This window comes from Acidisarcina sp., from assembly GCA_035539175.1.
Lineage (GTDB): Bacteria > Acidobacteriota > Terriglobia > Terriglobales > Acidobacteriaceae > JANXZS01.
Genome location: DATLIY010000007.1, coordinates 404,333 through 418,807, shown reverse-complemented (window position 1 = coordinate 418,807; position 14,475 = coordinate 404,333). Strand labels below are relative to the sequence as shown.

Here is a 14,475-nt window from a genome sequence, read left to right as displayed (position 1 = left end):
GGTCCCATTTAGCGGGCGGATGTTAAGCCGACTTGCTAAACGAGACCCGTCTTTGCTGACCTGTTGCTTTTAGCTGACTTTGAAGGCCTTCACCGCGATGGCGTTGGGATGATTCCCCGCGGGCAGCATGGTGAAGAGAGTGCCGATGATGGGCACGCCCTTGGGTGTATAGCTGAGAGTTCGAACTACCGATACATCGCCGGAGCGCGCATTCACCGCGAACAGCAGGTGGCCTGCCGCCGAGAAGGCGAGCGCATCCGGGCCTCCGCCTACGTGCACCGTATTGATCAGCTTGCCTTCATCCACGCTGTAGACGCCGATGGTATCTGCGTTGAAATTGCTGATCCATAAGGTTCCGTTGTCGGCGCTCACAATGCCGCGCGCCGGATGAGCCCCGACGGTATAGGCTCCGCCCACTTCATTGTTGGAGGTAGCAATCTCCGAGATTGTGTCGCTATCGAAGTTCGAGGCAAAGACCTCGCCGCCATCTGGCTTCAGCGCCAGGTCAACCGGGCTGCGGCCAACATCGAGCAGCGTGAGCAGGCGGTCGCCCTTGCCCGCATAATTTCCGGTCGCACGAGCCAGCGCAATCGCCATCACCTGATGACCGGCGGAGCAGGTCACGAAGGCTTTGGACGAATCCGGCAGAATCGCGATCGAGGTCGCACCGGGACAATTTTCAAAGACCCGCCGCACCTTGAGGCTGTGGGCATCGACCACCGTTACGCTGTTGCCGCCGCGGTTGCTCACCACCAGCGAGTCCCCATCGGGGGAGATGCGCGCGACGCCGGGAGCCTCACCGGTGCCGACGACAGCGATTTCTTTTCGTGCGCTTAGATCGATGACCGAGACGTTATTCGAGCCCGCATTGGCGACGTAAGCGCGTTCCCCTGTGGCATCCACATCGATGAAATAGGGGGAGCGATGCACCGGGATCGTCGCGGCGACGCTGTTGTTCATCGCATTGATCACGCTGACGGTGCCGCTGCCCGTATTCACGACATACACTTCGTTGCGCCGGGGATTCGCTGCGACGCCGGTTGGTTGCTCCCCCACGGCAAGCACGCGGTCCTGGCGCAGATTCACCAGATCCAGCACGGTGACGGTAGCGCTGCCGCCGTTGGTGACGTAAGCGTATTCGCGGTAATTGGCGGGATACTGCGGGAAATCATGACGCCTGCAGCCGGCGATTCCCAACATCAAAAAAAGCGGGATCAGGCGGTACGCGCGCAGCGTACCGATGAGGCGGCGAGAGCGGCCGCCTTTGGTCGTGGAGTGGATGACCCTATCTTGCAGCAGGATGAATGGCTCCGTTGTCTACAGCGTCCAGCTTCTCTATTTGAATGCCGCGAGTCAATGAGCGGTGGACCACCGGAGCGATCTGCCCCACCTCGTTGATGAGCTCCACGAGCTGCTCGGGATAGATGGATTGCGGCCCATCGGAGAGAGCTTTTTCGGGCTGGTTATGGACTTCGACGATCACGCCATCCGCGCCCACCGCGATGGCCGCGCGGGAGAGGGGCAGCACCTTGTTGCGCTTCCCGGTTCCATGGCTGGGATCGACGATGATGGGTAGATGGCTGAGCCGCTGCACCGCGGGCACAATGCTCAGGTCCAGCGTGTTGCGGGTGTGGTCGGCAAAGGTGCGCACGCCGCGCTCGCAGAGGATCACCTGGTAGTTGCCCTCGCTCATGATGTACTCGGCCGCCATGAGGAGTTCTTCGAGCGTGGCCGACATCCCGCGCTTCAGCAGGACAGGCTTTCTGCAGCGCCCCGCCTTCTTCAGCAGGGAGAAATTCTGCATGTTGCGGGCGCCGATCTGGATGACATCCGCGTACTGCTCGACCAGCGCAAGCGTCTCATGATCGATAGCCTCGGTGACGATGCGAAGACCGAAGCGCTCGCGAATCTCGGCCATGATCTGCAGCGCCTCCTCGCCCAGTCCCTGGAAGGCATAAGGTGAGGTGCGCGGCTTGAAGGCGCCGCCACGGAAGAATTGCGCGCCTGCGTTCGCCACCGCTTCCGCTATGGCAAAGGCCTGCTCGCGCGTTTCGATTCCGCAGGGGCCAGCGATAATCGCCAGGTTGCGTCCGCCGATGGTGGCATTGGTGCCGGGGAAGTGAATGACCGTGTCTTCTTCCTTCGAATCCCGGCTGACCAGCTTATAGGGTTTGCTGACGCGGATGACTTCGGCAACCCCGGAGAGCTCTTCCAGATTTCCGCGATCGACCTCACCCTGGTTGCCCGTGATACCAATCGCGGTGCGCTGCGCTCCAGGGAGGGGATGTGCGCGGAATCCCAGTTGCTCAATGTGATTGCAGACCGCCTGAATCTCTTCCGGCGTCGCCTGCGGCTTCATGACGACTAACATTTCAGATCACCCTTACGTGCCCAGGGTATCGGCTGCGCTCGCTGGGCAATCGCGAAGGCGAAGCCTATGCCAGACTGGCATATTTCTTACTTAACTATGTCACCTCTCTGGATAGGCGGGGGTGCGCTTCTCGTCTTTTCGCACGGCGGCCCACTTCAGCCCCACCCAACTGAGGTATCCAAGCTGAATGACCCAGGTTATGACATATGCGATCACCAGATGCTGATGAGCCAATGGACCCTCCTTAAGGGGTTACTTCCAGGTTGGTATCGAGGGCACGCAGGGCGGCATGCTGTTCAACGCGCTGCCTGCGCCGCTCCACCGCATAGCGGAAAGCCAGGATGATGACTCCCCATGCCAGCCATGCCAGAACATTCCACCACAGGGCAGTGGCCATGCTCGGCGCGAGGCCGGAGTTTTCTCCTCCACCCATCACAGGTGCCGGGTGCTGCGTACGCCACCAGCGCGTCGACATATAGACGATCGGCACGTCCACATAGCCGAAGATGGCCAATACCGCGGCGAGCGTCTGCATCTGCGGTCCAGCAGCAAAGCGGCGCAGCAGCAGGTAGCTGACATACACCAGCCACAGCACAAGGGTCGTTGTCAGGCGGGCATCCCAGGTCCACCAGATGCCCCATACCGGACGAGCCCAGAGCGGACCGGTGATCAGCACCACCGTGCAGAACACCACGCCCACCTCCGCGCTGGCCAGCGCCAGTGCGTCCGCACTCAGAGCGCGCGACGGGGAATTCCGCCGGGTCGCCAGATAGACAATCGAACTCACGAAGCTGACGAAGAAGAAAAGGAACGACACCATTGCCGATGGCACGTGGTAATAGAAAATTCGCTGGATGTCGCCCATCGTCGCTTCCGTGGGAGCGACATAGATCGCCTGGTAGAAGCCATATCCAAGCAATCCCAACGTCATCAGAATCAAGAATCCGCGTAGTAGCTTCATGCGCTTTTCCCCATTGAAAACTAGTTCAGTTTACCGCCCTTGGTGCATGCGGCGCATGTGATTTCAATCACCCCCGCAGTATCCGATCCATCCGAAGACGGATGGACTGCCGGTCCAGTCCCTCGGGAGCAGACTCCAGAGGCAAGTTAGGTTCTACTCTGCGTGCAGAATCGTCTCAAACAGCAGCAGGCAGATTGTTGTAAAGATCACGTCGTATCCGGCCAGCATCTTCATCCAGAGATCCGGGTCCGACTCACCCGTAAGGATGGCGGTGCACGCCTGCACCATCGCCAGCATCGCCGGAATAAAGATAGGAAAGAGGATCAGCGGCAGCAGGAGTTCCCGGTTGCGGCTGCGAATGGAGAGTGCGGCAAAAAAAGTCCCGTTGACCACCAGCGCCCAGGTTCCCAGCGGCAGCACGACGGCCAACAGCCATCCTTGCCCTAAAGCATGCAGGTTGTAGAACATAATGAACAATGGTGCAAGCAGTACTTGCACTACGCTGACAAAGAAAAAATTGGCGATAACCTTGGCCAGAAAGAGCGACGATGCCGGTGCCGGGCTCATGCGCTGCGCGTCCAGAACGTGGTGCCGAAGCTCGCGGGCCCAGGCCTGGTTCAGCGCCGTTACCGAGGCAAACAGCGTGGCTACGCAGAGAATACCGCCTGCGATCTGTCGCGAAACCGCGATGGTGGGGTCAAAGGCCAGGCTGAAAAGGACGACCACCAGCAGGGCAAAGAAGAGCATCGAGTTGATGGCATCCTTCGACCTCCACTCGATGCGCAGGTCTTTCGCCAGATGTGTCCATAGGTACGGCTGCTTCAAGCGGTGGGCCCTTCTTTCGTAAGCGCTGCCACGGTGGCCTCAGCCGCGCGGAGATAATCGGCCGGAGCCAGCAGCAGTTGCGTGCCGCGCACCCCTGCTGAAACGGAGATTGTGTCGAACATCTCTATCGTCTCATCGACAAAAACAGGGAAGGCTTTTTTCGCGCCAAAGACGGTCACGCCGCCCCGGATGTAACCCGTAAGGTGCTGCACATCTTTGAGGGGAACCATCTCGGTCTTGCGTGTTCCGGCTGCCTTGGCCAGCTTTTTGAAGTCGAGTTCGGCATCGCCGGGAATCACAGCGAAATAGTGCTCGCCCGTTCCGGAGGCGGTCAGCAGCGTCTTGAAGACCTGTTCGGCGGGGAGACCGACCTTTTTGGCGACGGCGATGGCCGAGAGATCCTCGGGGTCGACCTCGTAATCGCGCATTTCATAAGCGATGTTGAGTGAGTCCAGCAGGCGTGCCGCGTTGGTCTTCACCGGTGCGCCTCCGCCAGCAGACGAGGCCCTTCCTGCGTGGAGACGAGGCGGCCAGACTGCAGGGTCAGGAAGTAGTCGGCAATCGGTTCAGCCAACTCGCGCTGATGCGTGGTGAGGAGGATCGTCCGGTGCCCGCTGCGAAACTGTGCCAGCAGGGAGATCATCTGCCGGGCGCTGCCTACATCCATGTTGGAAAAGGGCTCATCGAGTAGCAGCAGCTCTGGCTGTGAAATCAGCACGCGGGCGAGGGAGGTGCGTTGCCGCATTCCCTGAGAGTACTGCCCGACAGGGCGTGTCAGCGAGGGGTCCAGCCCCACGGAGCGCAAAGCATCGGCTGGAGCCAGACAGGGTTGATCGCGGTACAGGTTCGCGAAGTAGGCAAGATTCTCGGTAGCCGACAATTCGTCGTAGAGCATCGGCGCATGGCTCATGTAGCCAATGCGGCCGCGCTGCAACTGCGGGGTTGAGCCTGCGCCTGAGGAGGAGAAGATGAGGACCTTGCCGAAGCTGGGGTGGAGCAGCCCGGCGAGGATGCGCAGCATGGTCGACTTACCGGCTCCGTTTTCGCCGAGAAGTACGTAACAGCGGCCAGCCTCAAATTCGGTTGAGACCTGCCGAAGTGCCGCGAAGGTACCGAAGAGTCTGGAGACATTCTCCAGACGAGCAATGGAAGGCATTTCTGCGAGTATACGGAGAAAACGCCAGACTGCGAAACCTGTTGGCAGTCCGGCGTTCTGCGGAAAACTACATGGAGGCGGTGCCGGTCGGCGCTGGAGCCGTCGTTTGCACGCCGGGTTTTGCTCCCGGTGCGGGCGCGTATTTCGAGGCGCACTTGGCCTGCAGTTGGGTGGCGTGGAAGACGCCATCGCGGCCATAGGTGCCTACGGCCAAAGCTTGCGCGTCGTCCTTGAACGTATCCGGAGGTGGCTCCGTTCCCTTGTAGGAAACGCGTATGTGCTGGTCGTTTTCGACCAGATCAAAGGTGGCATTGGTGCCGTTGCGCTCGATTGAGCCCGGGGCCACACTTCCCGCTACCCGCAGGTGCCGGGTGTACGCTTTGTCGCCAAGCCCCTGAAGTTCCTTGATGGTAACGTAATAGCTCTTGTTGGCTTGAACGCCGCTGACCGCCAGGTAGCTGATGGTGGCCAGAATGATGACAATCGCGGCAGCGATCCGAATGCCGTGCGCTTTGTTTTGCATAGAGAGATTCACCAACCCCTAGTCTAGCTTATGGAGTTGGTGTCCTATGGTCAAGAATTCAGGGGCCAAATGGGATCACTCATTTCTGGGTTCATGGGATGCGGCATAGGCGGCGGGACAAACCACCACTACGAGAAAAGCCAAGACATAAAGAAAGAAATGCATGGAAAACCTCCCAACGACGGGGACGGGCTTGCTCTAAATCAAAGGCTTGCGCCGTTTCCCCGGCGAATCAGGGTCTCCCATATTCCTCCTCGCATGCCATCCCCAGACTGGAGGAGCATGCGAACATCCAGGGCAGGTCATGATGCCACGAAAGTTGCAGGACAGATGCGGCGGCGGCAAGATGCGGGGCCATGAAAAATCCCTGATCCTGGGCGGTTGCGCCATCGAATATCCTGCTGCCGGCTAGTCCAATCCTCGCGCTATACTGGAGCAGATTGGACCTCATCAGCTTTTGTCGATTCGATCACCTGACTTAACTCAACAAGAGGTGGAAATGAGCACCAACGGCAACCACACACACTCCCCGATCAATCCCAATTCCACCGACGAGATTCTGAAGCCGCGTTCTGAGTGGATTGTCCGGCGCAAGCAGGAAGCCGCCCGGACCGGCGACACCAATATGTCGCAGATGCACTTTGCCAGGCAGGGAAAGATCACCGAGGAAATGAATTTTGTCGCTCAGCGCGAGAAGATCTCGCCGGAGCTTGTACGCGACGAAATTGCCGCTGGCCGGCTTATCATCCCCGCCAATATCAACCATCCGGAAGTGGAGCCGATGGGGATTGGCATTGCCACCCGCTGCAAGATCAATGCGAACATCGGCAACTCGGTCGTAACGTCGGAGATTGCGGAAGAACTTCGCAAGTTGCACGTCGCCGTTCACCATGGCGCGGATACCGTAATGGATCTCTCAACGGGCGGAAACATTCCCGAGATTCGCGAGGCGATCCTGCGGCACTCGATCGTGCCGATTGGAACGGTGCCCATCTATGAGGCGCTGGGGCGGGTGAAGAAGCCCGAGGATTTGAACATCGATGTGTTCCTTGAGGTGATCGAGGAGCAGGCACAGCAGGGCGTGGATTACTTCACCATTCATGCCGGATTGCTGATCCAGTATGTGCCCATGGTAGCCCGGCGTATCACCGGCATCGTGAGCCGCGGAGGATCCATCCTGGCGCAGTGGATGACCCACAACCACAAGCAGAACTTCCTCTACGAGCACTTCGACCGGATTGTGAAGGTGATGGCCAAGTACGACGTGAGCTTCTCCCTGGGAGACGGCCTGCGGCCCGGCTGCATCGCCGATGCGAGCGACGAGGCGCAGTTTGCCGAACTGGCTACACTGGGCGAACTGACGAAGAAGGCATGGGAGAGCGATGTCCAGGTGATGATCGAAGGCCCGGGCCACGTGCCGCTGGACAAGATTGAAGAGCAGGTGACCAAGGAGGTTGAACTTTGCTCCGGCGCTCCCTTCTACACCCTGGGACCGTTGGTAACAGACATCGCGCCGGGCTATGACCACATTACCAGCGCAATCGGCGCGGCGATCATCGGCTGGCATGGCGCCTCGATGCTGTGCTACGTCACTCCCAAAGAGCACCTGGGGCTGCCCAACGAAAAGGACGTGAAGGACGGCATGATCGCCTACAAGATCGCCGCTCACGCCGCGGACGTTGCCCGGCATCGTCCAGGCGCCCGCGACCGCGACGACGCCATCAGCTATGCGCGTTACACCTTCGACTGGGATAAGCAGTTTGCTCTGTCGCTCGATCCGGAGACGGCCCGCGCGATGCACGACGAGACTCTACCGGACGAGTACTACAAGGAAGCTGCCTTCTGCTCCATGTGCGGCCCGAAGTTCTGCTCGATGAACTGGTCCACCAAGGTAGATGAGTTCAACAAGACGGAGTATGGGCTGGAGAAGGCAAATCTGACCCAGTTGGTGACCCTGCAGGCGGAGAAGTTGAGCGCGACGAAGTAAATGAAAGTTCGAAAGAAGATGAAAATGCCCTCGCTTCGGCGAGGGCATTTTTGTAGCTGGCCTTTGCGGCCAATCATTGAAGTAATCCTTGAACGAATGACGAGCGGACCAACGGCGAGCCTAGGCCGTGGTCTGGGCACAGAATTCGTTGAAGGCCCGAGCCAGCTCCTGCGCGATCTCCTGCGCCGTGCTGACCTCAATCGCGGAACGCTGCATCAGGTAGACAAGCTTTCCGTCGCGAAGAATGGCGATCGCCGGGGAAGTGGGCGGATTGCCTTCGAAATAGGAGCGGGCGCGTTCCGTGGCTTCGCGATCCTGACCTGCGAAGACGGCAATCGACTGATCCGGAACGACTGTGTTCTGCAGCGCGAGGCGGACGCCGGGGCGCATCTTGCCTGCGGCGCAGCCACAGATTGAATTGACAACGACCATCGTCGTGCCTGTTTGCGCCAGCGCCTTATCCACATCCGGCGCCGTGCGCGCTTCCTTAATTCCGGCGCGCGTCAGTTCCTCGCGCATCGGAATCACCATGATCTCTGGGTACATTTGCTTCTCCTCCGGCTGAAAGCCATCGACCGTTCTCACTATCTAGAGCTACCGACTGTCCTTATTGTAAGACGCACGGCTGCTTCTAACGATTCAAGGTGTACCCTTCTACAAAATGCAATTGAAAGAACACGTAGCTCTTGCCCCCTACACTACCTTTCGCATCGGTGGGCCGGCCCGTTGGTTTGCAGAAGCCGCAACAGAGGCAGACATCCTGGAAGGCGTAGCTTTTGCGCGAGGGCGCGGCGTGCCGCTCTTCGTTCTGGGCGGAGGCAGCAACCTCCTTGTTTCAGACGCCGGTTATCCCGGTCTGGTGCTGCATATAGGGTTACGGGGCGTGGAGTCGCTGGGGGAGGGGGTCTATACCGTCGCCGCTGGAGAGGACTGGGACTCCTTCGTATCGCAAGCGGTAGCTGCCGACTATGCCGGGTTGGAGTGCCTGGCGGGAATTCCGGGCAGCGTCGGCGGCACTCCGGTGCAGAACGTGGGAGCGTACGGTCAGGAGGTTTCGCAGACCATTGTGTCGGTTCGAGCGCTGGACCTGCGCTCCGAGACCTTTGTGGATATCCCCGCATCCGCCTGTGGATTTGCCTACCGTCGCAGCATCTTCAACGGATCGGAGCGCGGGCGGTACATTGTCAGCCGGGTTGACTATAGACTTACAAAGCATTTAGAACCATTAATTACCTATCCAGACCTCAAGCAATACTTTCAGGAAAAGAGGGAGGCTCCGAGCCTCGCGGAAGTTGCCTCGGCGGTGCGGGAGATACGGCGCGGCAAAGGGATGCTTCTGGTTGATGGCGATCCAGACTGCGTTAGCGCGGGAAGTTTCTTCAAGAATCCCGTAGTGGCAGAGGCGGTTTTAAGGGCCATTGAGAAGCGGAGCGATGTGCCGGTTCCGCATTATGGCGCCGGGCCGGGCCATGTCAAAATCCCAGCGGCCTGGCTGCTGGAGCATGCCGGGTTTCCAAAGGGATATATCTTAGGGCGGGCGGGGATCTCCAGCCGGCATACGCTGGCGCTGATCAACCGAGGAGGTGCGAGCGCAGCGGAGGTGCTCGATCTGCGCGACCGGATCGTGGCGAGCGTGGAGTCACAGTATGGAATCCGGCTGGAACCGGAGCCTGTGCTGGTCAGTTAAAATAGCTTAAGTGTTACATGAATAACGCGATGTAACCTATTGCAAATTATTGCTATACCTTCGGATGTATGTGAAGGTTGCGGAGCAGCCGATTGCGCTCTTCGGCTAGCACTTCGTCGGCGGACCCCTGCGCAACAACCACCCCTTCATGCATCACGATGACCTCTGCCGCAGTCTGGAAGGCTTCGGCCAGGTCGTGAGAGACATAGAACGCCGGAATATTTCGCTCGTCGAGCCAGGCGGCGAGCCGGGGCAGGACGCGCTCCTTCAGCGTGGCGTCCAGGGCGGAGAAGGGCTCGTCGAGCAGCACCATTTGGGGCTCCGGCGCCAAAGCCCGGGCAAGGGCAACGCGCTGTTGCTCTCCGCCAGAGAGTTGCGCGGGTCTGCGGTTGGCGAGTGATTCCGCCTGCAACAGGCTGAGCATCGCTTCCACCCGCCGTTGGCGCTCGGCCAAGGGCAGTTTTCGCAGTCCGAAGGCCACGTTCTCTGCAACGCTCATGTGCTGAAAGAGGGCGGACTGCTGGGTTACGAAGCCGATGCTTCGCAGTCCCGGTGGCAGGAAGATGCCCTGGGCCGTGTTTACCAGGGTGTTGCCGCGAAAGAGGACTGAGCCGCGATCTGGCCGCGTCAGGCCGGCGAGGAGGCGCAGAACGCTGGTCTTGCCAGCTCCGGAGGGAGCGAAGAGTACGGTCCAGGGCGCCCAAAGGCTGAATTCGGCACGGAGCGAGAAGCTGCCAAGGCGGCTCTGAAGTTGCGCGGTGAGGAACGGCCGGGTTTCGGTGCTCACCTTTTCTCTGCTGTTCTGGGCAGCGCTTCCCCGGTCAGGCATTGGACGCTCCGCTTCGCCGCCAATAGAGCAGCAGCAGGGCAACAAAGGAGAAGAGCAGGAGCACCAGCGCGGTGCGATTCGCCTGCGCGTAGGCGAAGTCCTGCACCTGGTCGAAGATGGAAATCGACAAGGTACGCGTAGAGCCCGGAATGTCGCCGCCAATCATCAGCACAACGCCAAACTCGCCGACGGTGTGCGTAAAAGCCAGAACCGCGGCAGCCAGGACGGAGCGGCGTGCGAGGGGAAGAAGGATATGCAGTAGCAGGCGGAGTGGGCCCGCTCCCAGCAGCACCGCGGCGTCGATCACGGACTGATCGATTGCCGCAAAGCCGGAGGTCATCGGCTGCAGGGCGAAGGGGAGGCTGTAGAGGACGGATCCAACCACCAATCCAGCAAAGGAGAAGGTGAGCTGATGGCCGGTCAGGGCTTCATAGTAGCGCCCAGGAGCGGTGCGCGGCCCCAGCAGCACCAGCAGGTAGAAGCCTAGGACGGTGGGCGGCAGGAGCAGGGGCAATCCGGCGAGCGCTTCGACCAGAGGTTTCCATCGGGCACGGCTCAGCACCAGCCAGCCGGCCAGCGGAATGGCCACGACCAGCAGGATCAGGGTCGTGGTAAAGGCGAGCCGGAAGGTCAGCCAGAGGGCTTGGAGGTCCATGGAGCTATCTCACCGGCTTCAGCCCCCGGGCTGCCAGTTGGTTGCCAACGGCAGGCGAGAGCAGGTACTTGAGAAAGCGATGGGCTGCATCGCGCTGGCTGGACCGCCGAACCACGATGGCGCCTTGCACGATGGGAGGATAGGAGCTTGCCGGCATCTCAAAATAGCTGCCCGAGCTTCGCAGGCGGCCGGTGAGCGCGGAGGTGAGCGAGAGCAGGCCGGCGTCGGCGTTTCCCGAGTCCGCGAACTGTGCCGCCTGAGAGATATTTTCCGCGGTTACCAGTTTGGGTTGGAGGGTTTCGGCAAGGTGGAGGCTGGCGAGCGAGGCCATGGCGGCTCTTCCATAGGGAGCGTGTTGCGGATTGGCGATGGCCAGCCTCTTCAACTGAGGATCCCGGAGGGTATCCAGAGACGGATGAGGGAAGCGGGAGTCTTTTCGGGTCCAGAGGACAAGAGTGCCCTGGGCGTAGGGCACTGGGGCTTCGGAGTCCGCCAGTCCGTCCGCGATGAGCTTGCGGGGAAGGGCAAGGTCGGCGGAGAGAAAGAGATCGAAGGGCGCTCCGTTCTCAATCTGGGCGGCCAGGGTGGAGGAGGACTGGTACGACGCTTCAAGATGGGCTCCGGTGCTCTGCTGGTACGCCGCGATCACTGCAGGCAGCACCGGCTGCAGATCGGCAGCGGCGGCAATCCGCAGTGGCTGCTGGGCATGGAGCCCGGTGGCCAATGACAGGGCCAGTAGGATCGCGATCCTCTTCAGAGCTTTCCACGTCACTGCGGCGGCCGCTCCTTTCATCCGCTTATTCCCTGGCAGGTTCTCTGCGGCGGTGATTACCAGCATAGCCGCATGACGGCTTTCTTCGAAGACGACAGGGGGCGGCAGAGGCAATTTCCGTTCATCATCCGGCAGATTGCTGCTAGGCTAGCCATATCCATGATTGAAAGTCTCTATCAACTGCGTTGCATTGGTTGCGCCAGCATTGTTGCCCGTGACCAGATGCCAAGTAATTTCCGCTGCCCCCAATGTGGGGAGCTGTACGAGGTGGAGTATCCGGGATGGAGCCAGGGCGCAAGCACTGTCCAGCCCAAGTCCTGGACGCCGAACGCAAGCGCCTTGCGCTGGCTATGGAAGGAGCGGCGCCACTCGACCGAGCCGCTGGACCAGAGCGGCGTGTGGCGCTTTCGCGAAGTCCTGCCGATCCTTCAGGATTCCGCCACAGCCGTGACGCTGCGGGAAGGCAACACTCCGCTTTACCCCATGCCGCGCTGCGGAAAGAGTGCGGGAGTGGAGCGCCTGCTAGCAAAGCATCAGGGCATGAATCCGACAGGGTCCTTTAAGGACACGGGAATGACGACGGCCCTCTCGATAGCCCGCGAGCGCGGCTATAAGTGGGTAGCCTGCGCCTCTACCGGGAACACCTCGGCTGCCATGGCTGCCTATGCCGCGCGCGCCGGGATGAACTGCCTGGTACTGATTCCCGAAGGGAAGATTGCCTGGGGCAAGCTGTCGCAGGCAATGGATTACGGCGCGCTCACCTGCCAGCTACGCACGGATTTCGACGGATGCGTCAAGGTGTTGGCCGAGGTGGTCCAGCGGGCGCCGGTATATCTGTTGAACTCGGTGAATCCCTATCGGCTTGAGGGCCAGAAGACTCCCGCATTTGAGATCGCCGAGGAGCTGGGTTGGGATGTTCCGGATCATCTGATCGTTCCCGGCGGCAACCTGGCCAACTGCTCGGCGCTGGGCAAGGGATTTCTGGAAATGCGCCAGCTTGGATTGACGACCCGGATTCCGCGGATCTCTGTAATCCAGGCACAGGGCGCCAATCCTCTCTACCTCAGCATGGAGCAGAACGGCGGAAACAGCCTGCAGCCGGTGGAAGCGAAGACCCGGGCAACCGCAATCCGGATCGGGAATCCCGCTTCGTGGCGGAAGGCGGTTCGCATTCTGCGGGAGACGGGCGGATCCTGCGAGCAGGTGAGCGAGGCGGAGATCGCGCTGGCCAAGGCCGAGATCGGCCGTGAAGGTATCGGCTGCGAGCCCGCATCCGCAGTGACCCTTGCGGGCCTCAAAAAACTGGTTCGCCAGGGCAAGGTCGACTCGTCGGAGAGCGTCGTGCTGCTGCTGACGGGGCACACGCTGAAGGATTCCGATTACACCATCGACTTCCATCGCCGCACGCTGCTGAAGCCGGAGGAGACGGCGGGACTGGAGCCGGAGCTTGCCAGGTTTGAGCGCGGTACGCTGACGCTCGATCCGTCGGCGGACGCCGTTCTTAGCACGCTGGAAGAGTGGATGGGCAAGTGAATCCTGTCGTTCTGGACCCTAACAGCCCTACCTTAAAGCTGCGGTTGCCGGCCACCTCTGCCAATCTTGGGCCGTGCTTTGATGCTGCGGCCCTGGCGCTCTCGCTCTATCTGGAGATCGCCGCAACGCGCGCCTCGGAGTTCTCATTGCAGGCCTCGGGGCGCAATCCTGAGATCTGCGGAGAGTTGCGGAATAACCTGCTGATCCAGACATATCGCAATACGCTTCTGGCCGAGGGGCGGGAGCCGATTCCGCTGGCCTTGGAGATGAACAACGGCATTCCTCTGGGGATGGGCTGCGGCTCGTCGGCTGCGGTTCGGCTGGCGGGGGTTGCCCTGGCCGCGCATTTTGGCCACCTTGGCTGGAGCGGGGAACGGATTCTTGCCGAGGCCTGCGATCTGGAGGGACATCCCGACAACGCCGCAGCTTGCTGGCTGGGCGGATTTGTGGCCGCGACCCGCGAGGAGAAGCGGGTGTATGCGGCTACGCTGCCGCCTCCGCCAGGCTGGGGAGCGCTGCTTCTGCTGCCGCATGAGCCACTTGCGACTACCTCGGCGCGAGCTGTGCTGCCAGAAACCTATTCGCGCGAAGACGTAGTCGCCAATCTGCAGCGCGCAACGCTGCTCACCACGGCATTTGCCGATGGAAGAGGAGAGTTGCTGCGCGTTGCCATGCAGGATCGGATTCATCAGCCTTACCGTGAGGAGATCTGCCCTTTGCTGCCTCTGCTGACGCCACTGGCGGGGCGTTCGGGGATTCTCGGTGTAGCCCTCAGCGGCGCCGGACCTGCCGTTCTTCTGCTGGTGGAGGAGCGGGCTTTGCCCGAGGCCAGGGCGTTGGCGGGCGAGACGACCCAGGGCATCCATGGCTTGGAACTGCTTTCCTGTCAACTTGAAGTGAGTGGTGTCGCCTATCTGTGAGGGCGGAGAGCTTGCTATTGGTTCAGTTAACGATACAGGTTACCTTGGATTACTCAAGTTTGGTTTACAGCAGGCGCAATGCGCGCTACCTTCGCGACGTGGGCAGTTCTGGGGGAGGGCTGCTCTAGCGCCCGTGATCTGAAAAGGTCCGGGCGCTTTGTCTTGCCCGCGTAGTGCTTTCGCAACGAGCTGCGACTTTCCATGCCCTTCCGCATCTATTCAATGAAGCGGGTACACTACAGGTCAGAGAGTTTGA

15 protein-coding genes and 1 pseudogene are annotated in these 14,475 nt (G+C 60.6%); 4 read left to right on the top strand and 12 right to left on the bottom strand.

Annotation, left to right across the window (positions count from 1 at the left end; translation table 11 throughout):
• Positions 1-69: 69 nt before the first annotated feature.
• The 8 genes and pseudogenes from VM554_04530 to VM554_04495 all read right to left on the bottom strand — a co-directional run bounded on the left by VM554_04530 (position 70) and on the right by VM554_04495 (position 5,836).
• A complete protein-coding gene (locus tag VM554_04530) occupies positions 70-1,200 on the bottom strand; it encodes a YncE family protein (GenBank protein HVJ07625.1) in 1,131 nt (376 codons plus the stop codon).
• 85 nt (positions 1,201-1,285) lie between these two features.
• Positions 1,286-2,371, bottom strand: a complete 1,086-nt coding sequence (gene aroF, locus VM554_04525) for a 3-deoxy-7-phosphoheptulonate synthase (GenBank protein HVJ07624.1) — start codon at positions 2,369-2,371, stop codon at positions 1,286-1,288.
• Positions 2,372-2,470: 99 nt separating this feature from the next.
• The gene (locus VM554_04520; GenBank protein ID HVJ07623.1) at positions 2,471-2,605 is read right to left on the bottom strand and encodes a hypothetical protein; all 135 of its coding nucleotides are present in this window, start codon (positions 2,603-2,605) and stop codon (positions 2,471-2,473) included.
• Between the two features lie 10 nt (positions 2,606-2,615).
• Positions 2,616-3,335: pseudogene (gene ccsA / locus VM554_04515) on the bottom strand (cytochrome c biogenesis protein CcsA).
• A gap of 150 nt (positions 3,336-3,485) precedes the next feature.
• Entirely contained in the window at positions 3,486-4,157 is a 672-nt protein-coding gene (locus VM554_04510) for a heme exporter protein CcmB (GenBank protein HVJ07622.1), read from the bottom strand.
• Entirely contained in the window at positions 4,154-4,636 is a 483-nt protein-coding gene (gene ybaK, locus VM554_04505; protein HVJ07621.1) for a Cys-tRNA(Pro) deacylase, read from the bottom strand. Before ybaK ends, VM554_04510 begins: the two co-directional genes overlap by 4 nt.
• Positions 4,633-5,313 (bottom strand): heme ABC exporter ATP-binding protein CcmA, encoded by a 681-nt coding sequence (ccmA, locus tag VM554_04500; protein HVJ07620.1) that lies wholly within the window; start codon positions 5,311-5,313, stop codon positions 4,633-4,635. Before ccmA ends, ybaK begins: the two co-directional genes overlap by 4 nt.
• A gap of 67 nt (positions 5,314-5,380) precedes the next feature.
• Complete coding sequence (locus tag VM554_04495) at positions 5,381-5,836, bottom strand: cytochrome c maturation protein CcmE (GenBank protein HVJ07619.1); 456 nt, start codon at positions 5,834-5,836, stop codon at positions 5,381-5,383.
• Between the two features lie 499 nt (positions 5,837-6,335).
• Between VM554_04495 and thiC the strand changes: the two genes are divergently transcribed.
• Positions 6,336-7,823, top strand: a complete 1,488-nt coding sequence (thiC, locus tag VM554_04490; protein HVJ07618.1) for a phosphomethylpyrimidine synthase ThiC — start codon at positions 6,336-6,338, stop codon at positions 7,821-7,823.
• A 120-nt stretch (positions 7,824-7,943) separates the two neighbouring features.
• Here the strand turns inward: thiC and VM554_04485 are convergent, their stop codons facing one another.
• Positions 7,944-8,369, bottom strand: a complete 426-nt coding sequence (locus VM554_04485) for a BrxA/BrxB family bacilliredoxin (protein HVJ07617.1) — start codon at positions 8,367-8,369, stop codon at positions 7,944-7,946.
• A 115-nt stretch (positions 8,370-8,484) separates the two neighbouring features.
• On the opposite strand from VM554_04485, the gene VM554_04480 reads away from it, so the two are divergent.
• Positions 8,485-9,510, top strand: a complete 1,026-nt coding sequence (locus tag VM554_04480) for a UDP-N-acetylmuramate dehydrogenase (protein ID HVJ07616.1) — start codon at positions 8,485-8,487, stop codon at positions 9,508-9,510.
• Between the two features lie 52 nt (positions 9,511-9,562).
• On the opposite strand, the gene VM554_04475 is transcribed toward VM554_04480, so the two are convergent.
• Genes VM554_04475 through modA form a run of 3 tightly spaced genes read right to left on the bottom strand, consistent with a single transcriptional unit; the run spans position 9,563 to position 11,880 of the window.
• Complete coding sequence (locus tag VM554_04475; GenBank protein ID HVJ07615.1) at positions 9,563-10,297, bottom strand: ATP-binding cassette domain-containing protein; 735 nt, start codon at positions 10,295-10,297, stop codon at positions 9,563-9,565.
• Positions 10,298-10,331: 34 nt separating this feature from the next.
• Positions 10,332-10,994, bottom strand: a complete 663-nt coding sequence (modB, locus tag VM554_04470; protein HVJ07614.1) for a molybdate ABC transporter permease subunit — start codon at positions 10,992-10,994, stop codon at positions 10,332-10,334.
• Positions 10,995-10,998: 4 nt separating this feature from the next.
• Entirely contained in the window at positions 10,999-11,880 is an 882-nt protein-coding gene (modA, locus tag VM554_04465; GenBank protein ID HVJ07613.1) for a molybdate ABC transporter substrate-binding protein, read from the bottom strand.
• A gap of 45 nt (positions 11,881-11,925) precedes the next feature.
• Between modA and thrC the strand changes: the two genes are divergently transcribed.
• Complete coding sequence (gene thrC / locus VM554_04460) at positions 11,926-13,299, top strand: threonine synthase (GenBank protein HVJ07612.1); 1,374 nt, start codon at positions 11,926-11,928, stop codon at positions 13,297-13,299.
• Complete coding sequence (thrB, locus tag VM554_04455) at positions 13,296-14,219, top strand: homoserine kinase (GenBank protein HVJ07611.1); 924 nt, start codon at positions 13,296-13,298, stop codon at positions 14,217-14,219. Before thrC ends, thrB begins: the two co-directional genes overlap by 4 nt.
• Positions 14,220-14,475: the final 256 nt, after the last annotated feature.

Coding starts and splice junctions, on each gene's coding strand:
- modB (HVJ07614.1), bottom strand. CDS start 10,994: ATGGACCTCCAAGCCCTCTGGCTGACCTTCCGGCTCGCCTTTACCACG.
- VM554_04480 (HVJ07616.1), top strand. CDS start 8,485: ATGCAATTGAAAGAACACGTAGCTCTTGCCCCCTACACTACCTTTCGC.
- aroF (HVJ07624.1), bottom strand. CDS start 2,371: ATGTTAGTCGTCATGAAGCCGCAGGCGACGCCGGAAGAGATTCAGGCG.
- thiC (HVJ07618.1), top strand. CDS start 6,336: ATGAGCACCAACGGCAACCACACACACTCCCCGATCAATCCCAATTCC.
- VM554_04530 (HVJ07625.1), bottom strand. CDS start 1,200: ATGTTGGGAATCGCCGGCTGCAGGCGTCATGATTTCCCGCAGTATCCC.
- thrC (HVJ07612.1), top strand. CDS start 11,926: ATGATTGAAAGTCTCTATCAACTGCGTTGCATTGGTTGCGCCAGCATT.
- VM554_04495 (HVJ07619.1), bottom strand. CDS start 5,836: ATGCAAAACAAAGCGCACGGCATTCGGATCGCTGCCGCGATTGTCATC.
- VM554_04485 (HVJ07617.1), bottom strand. CDS start 8,369: ATGTACCCAGAGATCATGGTGATTCCGATGCGCGAGGAACTGACGCGC.
- ccmA (HVJ07620.1), bottom strand. CDS start 5,313: ATGCCTTCCATTGCTCGTCTGGAGAATGTCTCCAGACTCTTCGGTACC.